The following is a 15,450-nucleotide window of genomic DNA, read 5'->3' as shown; positions in this document are numbered from 1 at the left end:
GGATCTTCAGTCGCGCAGGCGGGCCGCGTGGTCGGGCACCTGGGTCTGCATCTCCCGCGGCGTACGTTCGTACCCCTTCGACGGCGGCCGCGGCGGCAGCGCGAGCGGCGGCCGCTGCACCTCGTGGTACGGGACCGTCGACAGCAGGTGCGCGATCATGTTGATCCGCGCGGAGCGTTTGTCCTCGCTCTCCACGACGTACCAGGGCGCCTCCGGGATGTCGGTGTGGACGAACATCTCGTCCTTGGCACGCGAGTAGTCCTCCCAGCGGGTGATCGACTCCAGGTCCATCGGGGACAGCTTCCAGCGCCGCATCGGGTCCTCGAGCCGGCTGCGGAACCGCCGTTCCTGCTCGCTGTCGCTGACCGAGAACCAGTACTTGCGCAGCAGGACGCCGTCCTCCACCAGTTGCCGCTCGAAGATCGGGCACTGGTGCAGGAACCGGGCGTACTCCTGGTTGGTGCAGAACCCCATCACGCGTTCCACCCCGGCGCGGTTGTACCAGCTGCGGTCGAACAGGGCGATCTCGCCGGCCGCCGGCAGGTGTTCGACGTACCGCTGGAAGTACCACTCGGTGCGTTGCCGCTCGGTCGGGGCGGGCAGCGCGACGATCCGCGCGACGCGGGGATTGAGGTACTCCGTGACGCGTTTGATCGTGCTGCCCTTGCCAGCGGCGTCGCGCCCCTCGAAGACGACCACGAGCCGGGCGCCCTCCACGCGCACCCACTCCTGCAACTTCACCAGCTCGGCCTGCAGCCGCAGCAATTCGCGCTCGTAGGCCTTCTTCGGCAACTTCTCCATCCCTGAACAATGCCGCATTCCGGCACCCGCCGGACAGGTCTTTCGGCCCTACGAGCGACGTCCCGGCGGCTGTTCGCTCGAAGGGCACGACGCGCCGATCCGAAGGAGCAGGGCCATGCAGTACGTCGCACCCAACCGTTCTGAGGCCCCCGAGTCCCTGAGGCCGGCCGGTCGCATCACCGCCACCGAGGCTGCCCGCCAAGCGATCCGTCACCTGACCGACACCCGCGGGGCGCCGGTGATGTTCGTCCAGTTCGCCGACCGCGGTGCCGGGAGCACCCCGATGTGTTACCCGGAGCACGAGTTCCCGGTCCGTCCGGGTGACGTGCTGCTCGGCGAGATCGAGGGCAGCCCGTTCTACATCGACCGGCGGCTCGACCAGGCCTGGGGCCAGGACGCGGTCCTGCTCGACATCGCGTCCGGCGGTCCGGCGGGGTTCTCGCTTCCCGCCGGGCTCGGCGGCCACTTCGTCACCCGGCCGGCCGGTCGTGTGCGCGCATCCGATTCCCGTCCGTCCGAAAGGTCTGAAAGGACTGTCATGAAAGCAGCTGTCGTCACCGACTTCACGAAACCGCTGGAGATCCAGGAGGTACCGATTCCCGAGCCCGGGCCGGGTGAGGTGCTGGTACGGATGGAGACCAGCGGGCTCTGCCACACCGACATCCACGCCGCGCACGGTGACTGGCCGGTGAAGCCCAGTCCGCCGTTCGTGCCCGGACACGAGGGCGTCGGGATCGTCGAGAAGCTCGGCGACGGCGTGACGGAGCGGGCGGTCGGTGACCGGGTCGCGATCGCGTGGCTCGGCTACGCGTGCGGGAAGTGCCGCTACTGCATCGGCGGGTGGGAGACGCTCTGCCTCGAGCAGCGCAACTCGGGCTACTCCGTGAACGGCAGCTTCGCCGAGTACGCCGTCCTGCCCGCCGCGTTCGCGAACCCGGTGCCGGACGAGGTCTCCTCCCGGGACGCCGCGCCGCTGACCTGCGCCGGCGTGACGACGTACAAGGCGATCCGGGTGGCCGGTGTCGCGCCGGCCGAGACCGTGGCGATCTTCGGCGTCGGCGGACTGGGGCACCTGGCGCTGCAGTACGCGCGGATCGCCGGCGGCGTGACGGTCGCCGTCGACATCGAGGACAGCAAGCTCGAGATGGCCAAGCAACTCGGTGCGGATCACCTGGTGAACGCGGCCACCACCGATCCGGTCGAGGCGATCCAGGCACTCGGCGGCGCCGACGTCGCGGTCGCTCTGGCGGCTGATCCGCGGTCGTTCGACCAGGCGTTCCGGTCGCTGCGCCGGGGCGGACGGCTGGTCTGCGTCGCGCTGCCGGCCGGCGACGGCGCACTGAGCCTGCCGATCTTCGACACGGTGCTGAACGGCAAGACCGTGATCGGTTCGATCGTCGGTACCCGCAACGATCTGGCCGACGTCTTCGCGCTGCACGCGGCGGGCCGGACCAAGGTGATCGCCGTCGACCGCACGCTCGATGACGTCAACCAGTCGATCGAGGCCGTCCTGGCCGGCGACATCCCGGCCCGCGTGGTGTTCCGGTTCTGAACCTGCTGACGAAGGTGGTCGGGATGGACGAGATGCTGAGCGAGCAGGACCGGAAGGCGCTGCTGGCGGCCGCGGTGCTGGCGCCGTCGATGCACAACACGCAGCCGTGGCGGTTCCGGTTCGCGGACCGGGCGGTCGAGGTGTACCGGGACCGGGAGCGCGAGCTGCCGGCGGAGGATCCGTCGCGGCGGATGCTGTTCGTGTCGCTCGGCGCGGCGATCTTCAACCTCCGGGTGGCCGCGGCCGCCCGGGGGATGGGGTCGGTGGTCAGGCATCTCGTCGATCAGCGGCGGCCGGACCTGGTCGCCGTCGTGGAGCTCGAGGCGGCGCCGAACGATCCGATGGCGGCGCTCGCGCCGTACCTGACCGAGCGCCGGACGAACCGGGAGCCGTTCACCGAGCAGCGGCTGCCGGCGCAGCTGCGGGTCGAGCTCGACCTGTGCGCCCGCGTCGAGGGCGCGGTCCTGCAGTGGATCGACAAGCCGACCCGGCGCTGGTGGTTGCAGATGGCAACGAACGAGGCGGTGACCGCGGACGACGAGGACAAGGCGCGGACGGCCGAGCGCCGGCGCTGGGTCGGTGGCGACCGGACCGCCGACGGGGTCCCGTCGAGCGCGCTGGGTTCACGGGCCGCGGGTGGCGCCCCGGTCGTCCGGGACCTGGCCGCGACCGAGGCGGACGCGGCGCGGCCGGCGGCCGACTTCGAGCGGGAGCCGCAGCTGGCGGTGCTCGCGACCCGGTTCGACGGGCCGATCGAGTGGCTGCGCGCCGGACAGGCCCTGGAACACGTCCTGCTGGAGGCCACCGCCCGCGGGGTTTCGACCTCGATGCTGAACCAGGCGATCGAGCACGAGGAACTCCGCGGCGAGATCAACGATCCCCTCGGGCCGTGGCAGCGTCCGCAGTCGGTGATCCGGTTCGGCTACGGCACGCAGGTCCGGCCGACGCCGAGGCGCCCGGCCGAGGACGTACTGCTCGGCGACTGAGGTGGGCCCGGTGGTCCGCCAAGGTCGGGACCTTGGGCCCTGACCACGGGGGCCCGGAAGGCCGAACCTGGTGTGCAGGGGGAGCCGCAGCCAGGAGGGGTGTGTTCATGAGTGCCGCCAAGCAACGGTCCGGGGAACTGTGGGTGCTCATGCAGACGCGTCGGCTCGGGATCGGCCGCAACGCCATGCGGCGTCGGTCCGACAGGCTCGAGAGCACGCTGCTGTGGTGTGCGCTGATCGCTGCGCTGCTGATGCTTCCGATCGGAGCGGCGACCGGCAACGCCGTACGGAACACGCTCGACGCCTCGTCGCAGCGGCAGCGGGCGGCGCTGCACGAGGTGCGGGCGCAGACCCTGGAGAGCGCCGAGCACGACGTGCCGAGTGTGCCCGGGGACGTACTGACCGTCATCAAGGTTGGGTACGTCGACGCCCAAGGCGCCCAACGCGAGGGCTACACGACCGTCGTCCGCGGTACCAAGTCCGGCGCCGGCGTGACGGTGTGGCTCGACCGGTCCGGCGCCATCGTCGCCGCGCCGCGCTCCACGTCGGACGACGCGGCGTACGGCGCCACCGCGGGGACGTTCACCGTCCTCGGCTCGTGGTTGCTGCTGTGGGGCCTGTTCCGCCTTGCCCGGGTCCCGCTGGACCGTCGCCGCCTGCGGGCCTGGGACGCCGAGTGGAGGACGATCGCCCCACGCTGGCTGCGCGGCCAGAAATAGGCGGCCAGAAATGAGCGGCGTCAGCGGCGGCGCTGGATCCGGTCCATCGCGGACCGCACCGCGCTCTCGCTCGGCTGCGGCCAGAACACGTCCCACGCGTGGAAGGTCAGGCCGATGCCCCAGCCGAACAGCAGGAAGGCCGGCCAGAAGAACCCTGCGCCGGTCAGGTACCAGATGACCACCAGGAACGTGTTCACCATCAGGTAGGCGAGGACGTGACCGGCCAGGTCACGACGCTTGTGCAGCTCCTCGACCGCCTGCTCGCGCAACTTCTCGTCGGCGTCGGCCGGCAGCGGCCGATCGACGACCTTCTCGTCCATCACTGCCTCCTTGCTCATCATCTCCACCGTGCGCTGCCGCCGGGTGGGCGGTCAGGGGAGCAAGACGTGCCTTCGGCGGGACCTTCGGCCCTGCTGGTCCGGCCCGATCCGGTTCGACGCTGGCAGGGACGGATGACGCACAGACAACGGACGCAGGGGAGGACGTGATGAGTACGACGACGTACCCGGTCCGGGTGGACGGGGCACTCGACGACCGGCTGAATCGCTGGTTGTGGCTGGTGAAGTGGGTGCTGGTGATCCCGCACCTGTTCGTGCTGGCGGTGTTGTGGATCGCGTTCGCGCTGCTGAGTTTCGTGGCGTTCTTCGCGATCCTGTTCACCGGCCGGTACCCGCGGGGCATCTTCGAGTTCAACGTCGGGGTACTGCGCTGGTCGTGGCGGGTGCAGTTCTACGCGTACGGCGCTCTGGGCACGGACAAGTACCCGCCGTTCACGCTGCAGGACGTGCCGGACTACCCGGCGCACCTCGAGGTGAAGTACCCCGAGCACCTGTCGCGCGGCCTGGTGCTGGTCAAGTGGTGGTTGCTGGCGATCCCGCAGTACATCGTGGTCGCTTTCTTCGTCGGCAGCGGGACCTGGTTCGCGACGCAGGCGGACGACCGGTTCTGGGCCTGGAGCGGCGGGCTGGTGGGTCTGCTCGTCCTGGTGGCGGCGATCGTGCTGCTGTTCACCGGGCAGTACCCGCGCTCGGTCTTCGACCTGGTGCTCGGGATGAACCGCTGGGTGTTGCGGGTGGCGGCGTACGCCGGGTTGATGGTCGACCAGTACCCGCCGTTCCGCCTCGACATGGGCGGTGACGACCCCGGGACCACAAGGCTGCACGAGCCGCCGCCCGGCGGCCCGCCGCTCGCCGACCGGCCGCAGGACCGGCCGATCCAGTCCGGGCCGTCAGGCCCGCCGGGACAGTCAGGGCCGCCGCCGGCGCCGCCCGGGCAGTCAGGGCCGCGGATGACAGCCGGACGGGTCGTCGCGCTGGTCCTCGGCATCGTCGTGACGCTGGCCTCGGTCCTCGGCCTGACCGTCGGCGGGACGCTGGCCTGGCTCGACGAGGGCCGCCGGGACTCGGCCGGCTTCGTCAACTCCGGCCACGTGACGCTGAGCACCAGCGGCTACGCGCTGGTCAGCGAGAACATCACGATCGACGCCGGCGCGACGAACGTCCCACGGGACTGGTTCGGTGACGCACGGGTTCGGGTGGCCTCGACCGAGGGCATCCCGGTGTTCGTCGGCCTGGCGAGGTCGGCCGACGTGCGGACGTACCTGAACGGTGTCGGCTACGCGACCGTCCGGTCGATCGGCATGAACCGGCCGGCGTACGTCGACCACGCCGGCGGTCCGCCGCCGGTGCCGCCGACCGAGGCCGGCATCTGGCGGGTCCAGGCCTCCGGTCCGGGGGAGCAGTCGATCACCTGGCCGATCGACAACGGCGAGTGGACGCTCGTCGTGATGGCCGCCGACGGCAGCGGGAACGTCACGGTCCGCGCGGATGCCGGCGCGACCGCACCCGCGCTGGAGTGGGTCTGGATCGTGGTGCTCGTGAGCGCCGGTCTGACGCTGCTGCTGGGGCTGGCCATGGTGGTGCTCGCGGTCGTCCGGCGGCCGCAGCCGGGACCTTCGGCCCTGCAAGCACCGCCGCCTTCGCCGATGCAATGAGAAGGAGGAACACAGCCGACCGACGGAGGGGCCGATCATGAGCGTACGAGTGGGGATCAACGGGTTCGGGCGGATCGGGCGGGATTACCTGCGCTGTGTGCTCGAGCGCGGATCCAGCGGCATCGAGGTGGTGGCGGTCAACGACATCGCCGCACCGGAGACGCTCGCGCACCTGCTCCGCTACGACTCGACGTACGGCCCCCTGAAGGTGGAGGTCGGTCACACCGGGAACACGATCACGGTCGGCGGCCGGCGGCTGCGCGCGACCGCCGAGCGTGATCCGGCCCGGCTGGACTGGGCCGCGGTCGGCGCCGACATCGTGATCGAGTCGACCGGGAAGTTCCGCACCCGCGACGGCGCCGGCGCGCACCTGATCGCCGGCGCCCGCAAGGTGATCCTGTCGGTGCCCGGCAAGGACGTCGACGCGACCGTCGTCCTCGGCGTGAACGAGGACGACTACGACCCGGCGGCGCACGACGTCGTCTCGAACGCCTCGTGCACGACGAACTGCGTGGCGCCGATGGTGTCGGTGCTGCACCGGGCGTTCGGCGTCGAGCGCGGGCTGATGACGACGATCCACAGTTACACCAACGACCAGGTGCTGCTGGACTCCCCGCACAAGGACCTGCGGCGCGGCCGGTCCGGCGCCGTCAACCTGATCCCGACCAGCACCGGCGCGGCCCGCGCGGTCGGGCTGGTGATCCCGGAGCTGGCCGGGAAGATCGACGGCGTCGCGGTCCGGGTGCCGATCGAGGACGGCTCGCTCACCGACCTCGCGGCCGAGGTCTCCCGGCCGGTCACGGTCGAGCAGGTGAACCAGGCGTTCGCCGAGGCCGCGGCCGGTCCGCTGAAGGGGATCCTGCGCTACACCACGGATCCGATCGTGTCGCGCGACATCGTCGGCGACCCGGCGTCGTGCATCTTCGACGCGCAGCTCACCCAGGTCCAGGACCACCTGGTCAAGGTCTTCGGTTGGTACGACAACGAGTGGGGCTACACGAGCCGTCTGGTCGACCTGACCGAGCTCGTCGCCGCCTCGCTCTGACCAGCAGCTCTGGAGGAGAGATGAACACCGAGTACGTCGTACGGCTCGACGGCGACGTCGGATCGGAGCGGGTCGGGGTGAAGGCTGCCCGGCTGGCTGCGCTGGCCGGCGAGGGCATCCGCGTGCCCGACGGGTTCGCGCTGACCGCGGCGGCGTACCGCGAGTTCGTCCGCGAGACCCGGCTCGACCCGTTGATCGCGCAGTGGATCCGCCGCTTCCGGGCCGGCTGCGATCTGGTCGTGGCCGCCGCGGAGATCCGCACGGCGTTCCGCGACGCGCCGATGCCGCCGGCGCTCGCCGAGGAGATCCTGACCGCGTACGACGAGCTGGGCGGCGACGGCACCGACGTCGCGGTCCGGTGCAGCCCCGTCGACGGGGCGGACGGTGTGCAGGACGAGGTGTTCCTGCACCTGCGCACCGGCGCGGACGTGGTCGCGGCCTGCCGGCGGTGCTTCGCGTCGCTGTTCGGCACGGTCGCCGTCGGCAACCGTGAGGCCATGGGCCTGGACCACCTCGACGCCGTGATGCCGGTGACCGTGCAGACCATGGTGCGCGCCGACCTCGGCGCCTCCGGTACGGCGCGGGGCGAGAGCACGTTCGTCCGGATCCGGGCGACCTGGGGTCTGGGCGAGCCGCCCGCCGGTGACGCCGACCTGTACTCGGTCCACCCCGGCGGCCGGCCGCTGATCGTGCGGCACCGCGGCGCCAAGCTGACCAAGGTCGTGTATGGCGACCCGCGCGGGACGCGGACCGTTCCGACGACGTACGACGAGCGGATGGCTCTGGTGCTGACCGACGACGAGCTGCAGCAGATCGCCGCCTGGTCGGTGGCCGCCGACCAGCACTTCCGGCGCCCGATGGCGCTGGAGTGGGCCAAGGACGGGGTGACCGGGAGCCTCTTCGTGGTCGAGGTCCGTCCGTGGGCGGTGCCCACGGTGACCATCGCCGCGCGCGGCCGGTCCGCCGCCGTCCCGCGGCGCGGGTGACGGCCGTGTTCGAGATCCGGATCCACGGCCGCGGCGGCCAGGGAGTGGTGACGACCGCCGAGCTGTTGTCGGTCGCCGCGTTCACCGAGGGCCGGCACGCGCAGGCGTTCCCGACCTTCGGCTCCGAGCGCACGGGCGCTCCGGTCGTCGGGTTCTGCCGGATCGGTGACCGTCCGATCCGGACCCACGAACCGGTGGCGGAGCCGGACGCGCTGATCGTCCAGGACGCCACGCTGATCCATCACATCGACGTGTTCGGCGGTCTCGGCGACGACGGGTACCTGCTGATCAACACGTCCTGTTCGCTCGCGGAGCTCGGGCTGGATGCTTTCGTCCGGCGGTTCCGTCCCGGACGGGTGCTGACGGTGCCGGCCACCGAGCTGGCCCTGACCCATCTGGGCCGTCCGTTGCCGGGTGCCGTCCTGCTCGGCGCGTTCGCCGCGCTGACCGGGCAGGTGCGGCCGGAGTCGGTCGTCGCCGTCGTCCGGGAACGCTTCACCGGACAGGTTGCCGAGGGCAACGTCGCGGCCGTTCGCGCGGCCTACGACCTGGCCCGGGCGACCCTCGAGGAGGCAGCTCATGCGCTCACAGATTGAGGGCTCGCGCGCAGTCGCGGAAACCGTCGCGCGCTGCCGTCCCGAGGTGATCTGCGCGTACCCGATCTCGCCGCAGACCCATATCGTGGAGGCGCTCAGCGTGCTGGTCGCCTCCGGCCGGCTCGCACCGTGCGAGTTCGTGAACGTCGAGTCGGAGTTCGCCGCGATGTCGGTCGCGATCGGCGCGTCGGCGACCGGCGCCCGCGCGTACACCGCGACCGCCAGTCAGGGCCTGCTCTACATGGCCGAGGCGCTGTTCAACGCGTCGGGGCTCGGCCTGCCGATCGTCATGACGGTGGCGAACCGGGCGATCGGCGCCCCGATCAACATCTGGAACGACCACAGCGACGCGATGTCGCAACGCGACTCCGGCTGGATCCAGCTGTACGCCGAGAGCAACCAGGAGGCGGCCGACCTGCATGTGCAGGCGTTCCGGATCGCCGAGGAGCTGTCGCTTCCGGTGATGGTGTGCATGGACGGGTTCGTGCTGACGCACGCGGTCGAGGGCGTCGACGTACCGTCGCAGGAGCAGGTCGACGCGATCCTGCCGCCGTACCGGCCGCGGCAGGTGCTCGATCCCGACGCCCCGATGACGATCGGCGCGATGGTCGGGCCGGACGCGTTCATGGAGGTCCGCTACCTCGCGCACCAGCGGCACCGGGAGGCGCTGACGGTGATTCCGAGGATCGCCGACGAGTTCGCGCAGGAGTTCTGGCGGAGCTCCGGCGGTCTGGTCCGGCCGTACGGATGCCTGGGCTCGGACACGGTGGTGGTGGCGCTCGGCTCGGTGCTGGGCACGCTGAAGGACACCGTCGACGAGCTCCGCGCGGAAGGTCTGAGCATCGGGGTTCTCGGTGTGACGACGTTCCGGCCGTTCCCGTCGAGTGCCGTGCGGGCCGTGCTGCGCGGCGCTCGCCGGGTGGTCGTGCTCGAGCGGGCGCTCGCGGTGGGGATGGGCGGCATCGTCGCCGCGGACGTCCGGGGGAGCGTGCCGGAGGCGTCGATCGCGACGGTGATCGCGGGTCTCGGCGGGCGGCCGGTGACGAAGGCGTCGCTGCGGGCGATGCTGACCGATGCCGCCGCCGGCCGTCTCGACCCGTTGACCTTCCTGGATCTCAAGGACGACGTGGTCGAGCGCGAACTGCGCCGTACGGGCTGAGCAGCGATCGGAGGAGGCATCATGCCTGCGGAACGGATCAAGTTCTACCAGACCGGCAGCTTCGCGGTCGGGAACCGGCTGCTCGCCCCCGACCAGCGCGCGGTACAGGCCGACGCCGACCGCACCAACTCGCTGACCATGGGCCACCGCGCCTGTCAGGGCTGCGGTGAGGCGCTCGGCGCACGGTACGTGCTGGACGCCGTGATGCGCGCTGCCGGCAGCCGAGCGGTGACGGTGAACGCCACCGGCTGCCTGGAGGTCTTCTCCACGCCGTACCCCGAGTCGTCATGGCGGGTCGCGTGGCTGCATTCCCTGTTCGGCAACGCGCCCGCGGTGGCTACCGGTGTCGCCGCCGCTTTGAAGGCGAAGGGCCGCACCGACGTCCGCGTGGTCGGCCAGGGCGGTGACGGCGGCACGGTCGACATCGGTATGGCGTGCCTGTCCGGCATGTTCGAGCGCAACGACGACGTGCTGTACGTCTGTTACGACAACGGCGGCTACATGAACACCGGTGTCCAGCGGTCCGGGGCCACTCCGCACGGGGCCGTGACCACCACGACTCCGGCCGGGAACTCGTTCGGCCAGGGCAAGAGCCTCCCGCTGATCGCGATGGCGCACCGGATCCCGTACGTCGCCACCGCGACCGTCGCCGACCTGCGCGACCTGGAGTACAAGGTGACCAAGGCGATGGGGTATCACGGCGCGCGCTATCTGCACGTGCTCGTGCCGTGCCCGCTCGGCTGGCGGACCGCGTCCGACGAGACGATCCGGATCGCCCGGCTGGCCACCGAGACCGGGATCTTCCCGGTGTTCGAGGCCGTCGACGGTGAGGTGACCGATGTGACGCGGATCCGCAGGCTCCGCCCGGTGGTCGACTACCTGCGGCCGCAGGGCCGGTTCGCGCACCTGTTCGGCGACACCCCGAGCGACGACCTGATCAGCCGGATCCAGGCCGAGGCGGACCGCACCGTCCGCACCTTCGGCCTGACCGAACCCGACGAGGTGATGTAGATGCCTGAGGCAAACAGCGTGCACCCGTACGCGATCACGCTGGACGTCGGATCGAGCCTGGCCAACAAGACCGGTTCGTGGCGGACCGAGCGGCCGGTGTACCTGGACCGGATGCCGCCCTGCAACGACGCGTGCCCGGCCGGGGAGAACATCCAGGAGTGGCTGGCGCACGCCGAGGAAGGCGACTACGAGGCCGCCTGGCGCCGGATCATGGTGGACAACCCGTTCCCGGCGGTCATGGGCCGGGTCTGCTACCGGCCGTGCGAGACCGCCTGCAACCGGGCGACGCTCGACGAACCGGTCGGGATCAACTCGGTCGAGCGCTTCCTGGGCGACGAGGCGATCAAGCAGGGCTGGTCCGTCGCGGTCGAGGCCGCGCCGACCGGCAAGCGGGTGCTGATCGTCGGTGCGGGCCCGTCCGGGCTCTCCGCGGCGTACCACCTGGCGCGGTTCGGTCACGAGGTGACGGTGCGGGACGACTCGCCGGACGCCGGCGGCATGATGCGGTACGGCATCCCGTCGTACCGGCTGCCGCGGGACGTCGTCGACGCCGAGATCCGCCGGATCGCCGACCTCGGCGTCCGGCTCGAGCTCGGCCGCGCGGTCACCGACCTGGACAATGAACTGGACGCGTTCGACGCCGTGTTCCTGGCGGTCGGCGCGCACATCGGCCGCCGGGCCGACATCCCGGCCGGCGACTCCGCGCGCATCGTCGACGCGGTGTCGATGCTGGCCGGCCTGGAGAAGGGCGAGCGGCCGTTGCTGGGTCGCCGGGTCGCGGTGTACGGCGGCGGCAACACCGCGATGGACGTCGCCCGGACCGCGCGGCGGCTCGGCGCCGCGGACGCGGTCGTGGTGTACCGGCGGACCCGCGAGCGGATGCCGGCCCACGACATCGAGGTCCAGGAGGCGCTCGAGGAAGGCGTTCGGATGCGCTGGCTGTCGACCATCGTGTACGCCGGGGACGACCGGGTGCGGATCGAGAAGATGCGCCTCGACGAGTCCGGGTTCCCGCAGCCGACCGGCGAGTTCGAGGAGCTGGACGCGGACTCGGTGGTGCTCGCCCTCGGGCAGCAGGCCGACCTGGCGCTCGTCGCGGACCTTCCCGAGGTGACCGTCGCCGACGGCGTCGTGCAGGTGGACTCCGCGATGATGACGGGCCGGGCGGGCTTGTTCGCGGGTGGCGACATGGTGCCCGGCGAACGGACCGTCACGGTGGCCGTCGGCCACGGGAAGCAGGCCGCGCGGAACATCGACGCGTGGCTGCGGGGTACGGCGTACACGCATCCGGACCGGCCGGAGCTCGCGACGTACGAGCGGCTGAACACCTGGTACTACTCGGACGCGCCGGCGACCGTACGGCCGCAGCTGGACGTCGCGCGCCGGATCACGACGTTCGACGAGGTGACCGCCGGACTGACCGCCGAGACCGCACTGTTCGAGGCCCGGCGCTGCTTGTCGTGCGGCAACTGCCTGGAGTGCGACAACTGCTTCGGCGTCTGCCCCGACAACGCCGTCATCAAGCTCGGGCCCGGCAAGCTCTACGAGATCGACCTGGACTTCTGCAAGGGCTGCGGCCTCTGTGCCGCCGAGTGCCCGAGCGGAGCCATCACCATGGTCCGTGAGCGTTCGTGACGGGCGCGGTGGAGCCGAGCAGGGCGTAATGGCCGTCGAAGCGGGCGTACAGGGCGTGAAGGCGGCCGGTGAACTTCTCGGTGAAGATGTCGACGGGCGCGCCGGTGAGGTCGAGCCGGGCGACGGCCTGCGGGATGGTGCTCCACTCGGCGACGGCGAGCGCGATCGGGGGTGAGGTGGCCTCGAGGCCGAGCGGGTTCGGCCGGGACTGGAAGATCCGGTAGCGGCCGGGGCCGGAGCGCATCACGATGCTGTCCTGGCGGCTGTACTTCTCGCGGAACAGGTGGAAGCGGTAGTCCATCGCCTCCAGAACGGTGATCGCCTCGGCCGCCGTCATCGCCGTCGGGTGGCAGCCCTTGTGACGGGTCACGCGCCGGCCGGCCGGCGGCAGCAGCTCGGGCGGCGAGGGCGGCGGCAGGGTGGTGACCTGTTGCCGCAGGCACTCGGCGAGCACGGACGGGAACAGGTGCAACTGCTCGATGGTGCGGGTCGCGAGCAGGCTGACGAGGTCGGACATCGTGGCGGCGGCGACCTGCGCGCGGACGCGATGACCGCCGCTCAGCTGGACGTCGATCTGGGCGACCAGCGGCCGGAGCAGACCGGGCTCGGTCAAGCGCGTGAGTCGCACCCGGCTGTGCGGCGCCCAGGTCCCGAGGATCGGAGCCAGGTGCTCGCGGACCACCGCCGCGGCGTCGGTCGGCAGGATCCCCGCCGTACTGACCGAGATCGCGGCGACCGCCCGCAGCGGTACCACGCGTAACGGCACCGCGCCATGACTCTCAGTGCTCATCGTCCCCCCTGATCTCGGCCACAGCCCCCACGGTCGCACCGTGCCCGCCCGGAGGGCAGGTCCGTTGGGCCCCGAAACAGGGCCGTTGGTCCCTGCCACGACGGGCGTTCCGGCGGTCAGGATCGGGGGCACGGCGAGAGGAGCTTCCGTGGACGGGTCCGGCAAGGTACGGCGGTTCGAGGGGCGGCCGATCGTGGTCGGCTACGACGGCTCGGCGGCGAGCGACGCGGCGGCGCGCTGGGCCGCGGGGGCGGCGCAGCGGGTCGGGCGCCGGGTGCGGATGATCCATGTGATGCCCTGGCCGGCCCTGCGCGGCAGCGGCGGCGCCGCGGTCGCGCTCGGCACGGATGCCCTCGGGCGCGCGGCCGAGCGGCTGCTGGACAAGTCCTGCCGGGACATCCGTCACGCATACCCCGGTGTGCTGATCGACGCCGAGGTCGTGATCGGCGACCCGGTTCCGGTGCTGCTGCGGGAAGCCGCCGGCGCCTCGTTGCTGGTGCTCGGCTCCCGCGGTCTGGGCGAACTGCGTGAGCTCGCCGGAGGCTCGGTGATGGCTCATATCGCCACCCATGCGACCAGCCCGGTCGTCGTCGTACCGGCGGACTGGCAGCCGCGGCCGGAAGGCCCGCGCCAGGTCGTCGTCGGTGTCGACGGATCGGCGGAGAGCTGGAACGCGGTCGCGTTCGGGTTCGAGTTCGCCGAGCAGACCGACGCCTCGGTCACGGCCGTGCTCGCGTGGCACGACCCGCAGAGCACCGGCCCCGGCGACATGCTGTTCCCGGTCCACGACCTCAACGCACTGGAGGAGGACAGCGCCGTCCTGCTGAGCGAGGCGGTCGCCGGTCAGACGGTCGACCATCCGGACGTCAAGGTCACCGAGACAGTCGTGCACGGGGCGCCGTCGAGGGTGCTGGAGGACGAGTCTCGCGACGCCGACCTGCTCGTCGTAGGATCGCGCGGCCGAGGCCGGATCCGCGGCTTCCTGCTCGGATCTGTGAGCCGCGCCGTCCTGCACCACGCGACCTGCCCGGTAGCTGTCGTGCGCTGAACCGTCGGCCCTACCCAGCACAGGACATTCGGCCCTGCCGAGCGCGGACCGTACGACAGACGCTGGACATATGAAGACATCCGCCAGCGATCGACGGTCGATGTCGAATCTCGTCGACCACTGGCTGGCCGATGGCCTCATCACGTCCGCGCAGGCCGACCGGATGCGCGCCGAACTCGACGGTAGTCCGCACCCCGTCGCGCACGACATTCCGGCCGACGGCCGCGGCCGTACGTCATTGGTGGTGGAAGCCCTCGCGTACCTCGGCGGCGTGATCGTGATGGTGGCCGCCGGCTTGATCAGTGCGCAGTACTGGAGCGAGCTGGGAGACACAGGTCAACTCGCCGTCGTCGGAGGTGCCGCGGCCGCGTTGCTGCTGGCCGGAGCCTTGGTCCCGGTCCACAGCGCTCCTGGTGTCCGGCTGCGGTCCGTGCTGTGGCTGCTGTGCACCGCAGGTACCGGGGCGTTCCTCGCGCTGTTCGCCGATCTCGTCCTGGAGTTGGACGGTAGCGCGATCGGAATGGTCGCCGGTGGGGGAGCTGCCGTGCTCGCCGCGGTGCTCTGGTGGCGCCTGCCCGGCCTCGCGCAGCAGGCGGCCTTCTTCGTGGCCACGATGGTCGCGGCCGGGGCGACCGTCGCCCAGCTGACCACCGACCCTCACCTCCCGGGGCTGGCCGTCTGGACCACCGGAGGGATCTGGTTCCTGCTCGGGTGGTTCGGAACGGTGCAGCCGCGCCGCGAGGTCCAGGCGCTGGCGGCCGCCGCCGCGCTGATCGGCGCGTTGATGACACTGCCGACGACCGTCGGGATGGTGCTCGCGCTGTGCACTGTCGTGGCCGTCGTGGTGCTGGCAGTGGTCGTCCGCGACCTGCTGCTGCTCGCGGTGGGTGCGCTCGGCGCCCTGAACGTCCTGCCGGTCGTGGTCAACGAGTGGTTCCCGGGCGAACTCGCGGCCCCGCTGGTGCTGCTGGTCGTCGGCGCCCTGCTCGTCACGGCCGCGGTCTACACAGCCAAGCGAGGGAAGGGCCACAACCGTGACTGAGCCCCTCGATCAACGTCGACTGCCCATCGGTCCAAGGTCCCGGCGGAACCGGGCCCGTCGCCTCTGCCGTCCGGAATGCGGCGGGAC

The 15,450-nt window shown here is 71.4% G+C and carries 15 protein-coding genes; 12 read left to right on the top strand and 3 right to left on the bottom strand.

Features of this window, described 5'->3' with window-relative positions; all coding sequences use genetic code 11:
- Positions 1-6: 6 nt before the first annotated feature.
- Positions 7-801 (bottom strand): polyphosphate kinase 2, encoded by a 795-nt coding sequence (gene ppk2, locus AB0I12_RS13620; protein WP_359928911.1) that lies wholly within the window; start codon positions 799-801, stop codon positions 7-9.
- Positions 802-916: 115 nt separating this feature from the next.
- On the opposite strand from ppk2, the gene AB0I12_RS13615 reads away from it, so the two are divergent.
- The 3 genes from AB0I12_RS13615 to AB0I12_RS13605 all read left to right on the top strand — a co-directional run bounded on the left by AB0I12_RS13615 (position 917) and on the right by AB0I12_RS13605 (position 4,058).
- Entirely contained in the window at positions 917-2,353 is a 1,437-nt protein-coding gene (locus tag AB0I12_RS13615) for a DUF779 domain-containing protein (RefSeq protein ID WP_359928909.1), read from the top strand.
- Between the two features lie 23 nt (positions 2,354-2,376).
- Positions 2,377-3,339 (top strand): hypothetical protein, encoded by a 963-nt coding sequence (locus AB0I12_RS13610; RefSeq protein ID WP_359928908.1) that lies wholly within the window; start codon positions 2,377-2,379, stop codon positions 3,337-3,339.
- Between the two features lie 107 nt (positions 3,340-3,446).
- Complete coding sequence (locus AB0I12_RS13605) at positions 3,447-4,058, top strand: hypothetical protein (RefSeq protein ID WP_359928906.1); 612 nt, start codon at positions 3,447-3,449, stop codon at positions 4,056-4,058.
- Between the two features lie 20 nt (positions 4,059-4,078).
- On the opposite strand, the gene AB0I12_RS13600 is transcribed toward AB0I12_RS13605, so the two are convergent.
- Positions 4,079-4,396: a 2TM domain-containing protein gene (locus AB0I12_RS13600; RefSeq protein WP_359928904.1), complete on the bottom strand. Its 318-nt coding sequence runs from the start codon at positions 4,394-4,396 to the stop codon at positions 4,079-4,081.
- A 149-nt stretch (positions 4,397-4,545) separates the two neighbouring features.
- Between AB0I12_RS13600 and AB0I12_RS13595 the strand changes: the two genes are divergently transcribed.
- The 7 genes from AB0I12_RS13595 to AB0I12_RS13565 are packed head-to-tail and all read left to right on the top strand — an operon-like array spanning position 4,546 to position 12,483.
- Positions 4,546-6,051: a DUF4389 domain-containing protein gene (locus tag AB0I12_RS13595; protein WP_359928902.1), complete on the top strand. Its 1,506-nt coding sequence runs from the start codon at positions 4,546-4,548 to the stop codon at positions 6,049-6,051.
- A gap of 37 nt (positions 6,052-6,088) precedes the next feature.
- A complete protein-coding gene (gene gap, locus AB0I12_RS13590; protein WP_359928900.1) occupies positions 6,089-7,096 on the top strand; it encodes a type I glyceraldehyde-3-phosphate dehydrogenase in 1,008 nt (335 codons plus the stop codon).
- Between the two features lie 20 nt (positions 7,097-7,116).
- Positions 7,117-8,082 carry a PEP/pyruvate-binding domain-containing protein gene (locus AB0I12_RS13585; RefSeq protein WP_359928898.1) on the top strand — a complete coding sequence of 322 codons (966 nt, stop codon included), beginning with the start codon at positions 7,117-7,119 and terminating at the stop codon, positions 8,080-8,082.
- Positions 8,083-8,087: 5 nt separating this feature from the next.
- Positions 8,088-8,678, top strand: a complete 591-nt coding sequence (locus AB0I12_RS13580; protein WP_359928896.1) for a 2-oxoacid:acceptor oxidoreductase family protein — start codon at positions 8,088-8,090, stop codon at positions 8,676-8,678.
- Positions 8,662-9,837, top strand: coding sequence for a transketolase C-terminal domain-containing protein (locus tag AB0I12_RS13575; RefSeq protein WP_359928895.1), 1,176 nt, complete (start codon positions 8,662-8,664; stop codon positions 9,835-9,837). The genes AB0I12_RS13580 and AB0I12_RS13575 overlap by 17 nt, the downstream gene beginning before the upstream one ends.
- A 21-nt stretch (positions 9,838-9,858) precedes the next feature.
- Positions 9,859-10,848, top strand: coding sequence for a thiamine pyrophosphate-dependent enzyme (locus AB0I12_RS13570; RefSeq protein WP_359928893.1), 990 nt, complete (start codon positions 9,859-9,861; stop codon positions 10,846-10,848).
- Positions 10,849-12,483, top strand: a complete 1,635-nt coding sequence (locus AB0I12_RS13565; protein WP_359928891.1) for an NAD(P)-binding protein — start codon at positions 10,849-10,851, stop codon at positions 12,481-12,483.
- On the opposite strand, the gene AB0I12_RS13560 is transcribed toward AB0I12_RS13565, so the two are convergent.
- Complete coding sequence (locus AB0I12_RS13560; RefSeq protein ID WP_359928890.1) at positions 12,458-13,273, bottom strand: sigma 54 modulation/S30EA ribosomal C-terminal domain-containing protein; 816 nt, start codon at positions 13,271-13,273, stop codon at positions 12,458-12,460. The two genes, AB0I12_RS13565 and AB0I12_RS13560, sit on opposite strands and share 26 nt — an antisense overlap.
- Positions 13,274-13,421: 148 nt before the next feature.
- On the opposite strand from AB0I12_RS13560, the gene AB0I12_RS13555 reads away from it, so the two are divergent.
- Positions 13,422-14,321 (top strand): universal stress protein, encoded by a 900-nt coding sequence (locus AB0I12_RS13555; protein WP_359928888.1) that lies wholly within the window; start codon positions 13,422-13,424, stop codon positions 14,319-14,321.
- A gap of 70 nt (positions 14,322-14,391) precedes the next feature.
- A complete protein-coding gene (locus tag AB0I12_RS13550) occupies positions 14,392-15,363 on the top strand; it encodes a DUF2157 domain-containing protein (protein ID WP_359928886.1) in 972 nt (323 codons plus the stop codon).
- Positions 15,364-15,450 lie beyond the last annotated feature (87 nt).

The sequence above is a fragment of the Kribbella sp. NPDC050459 genome, assembly GCF_040655315.1.
In the GTDB taxonomy this organism is placed as follows: domain Bacteria; phylum Actinomycetota; class Actinomycetes; order Propionibacteriales; family Kribbellaceae; genus Kribbella.
Note: the sequence above shows the minus strand (reverse complement) of the source record. Positions and strands in the feature narration are given on the sequence as shown.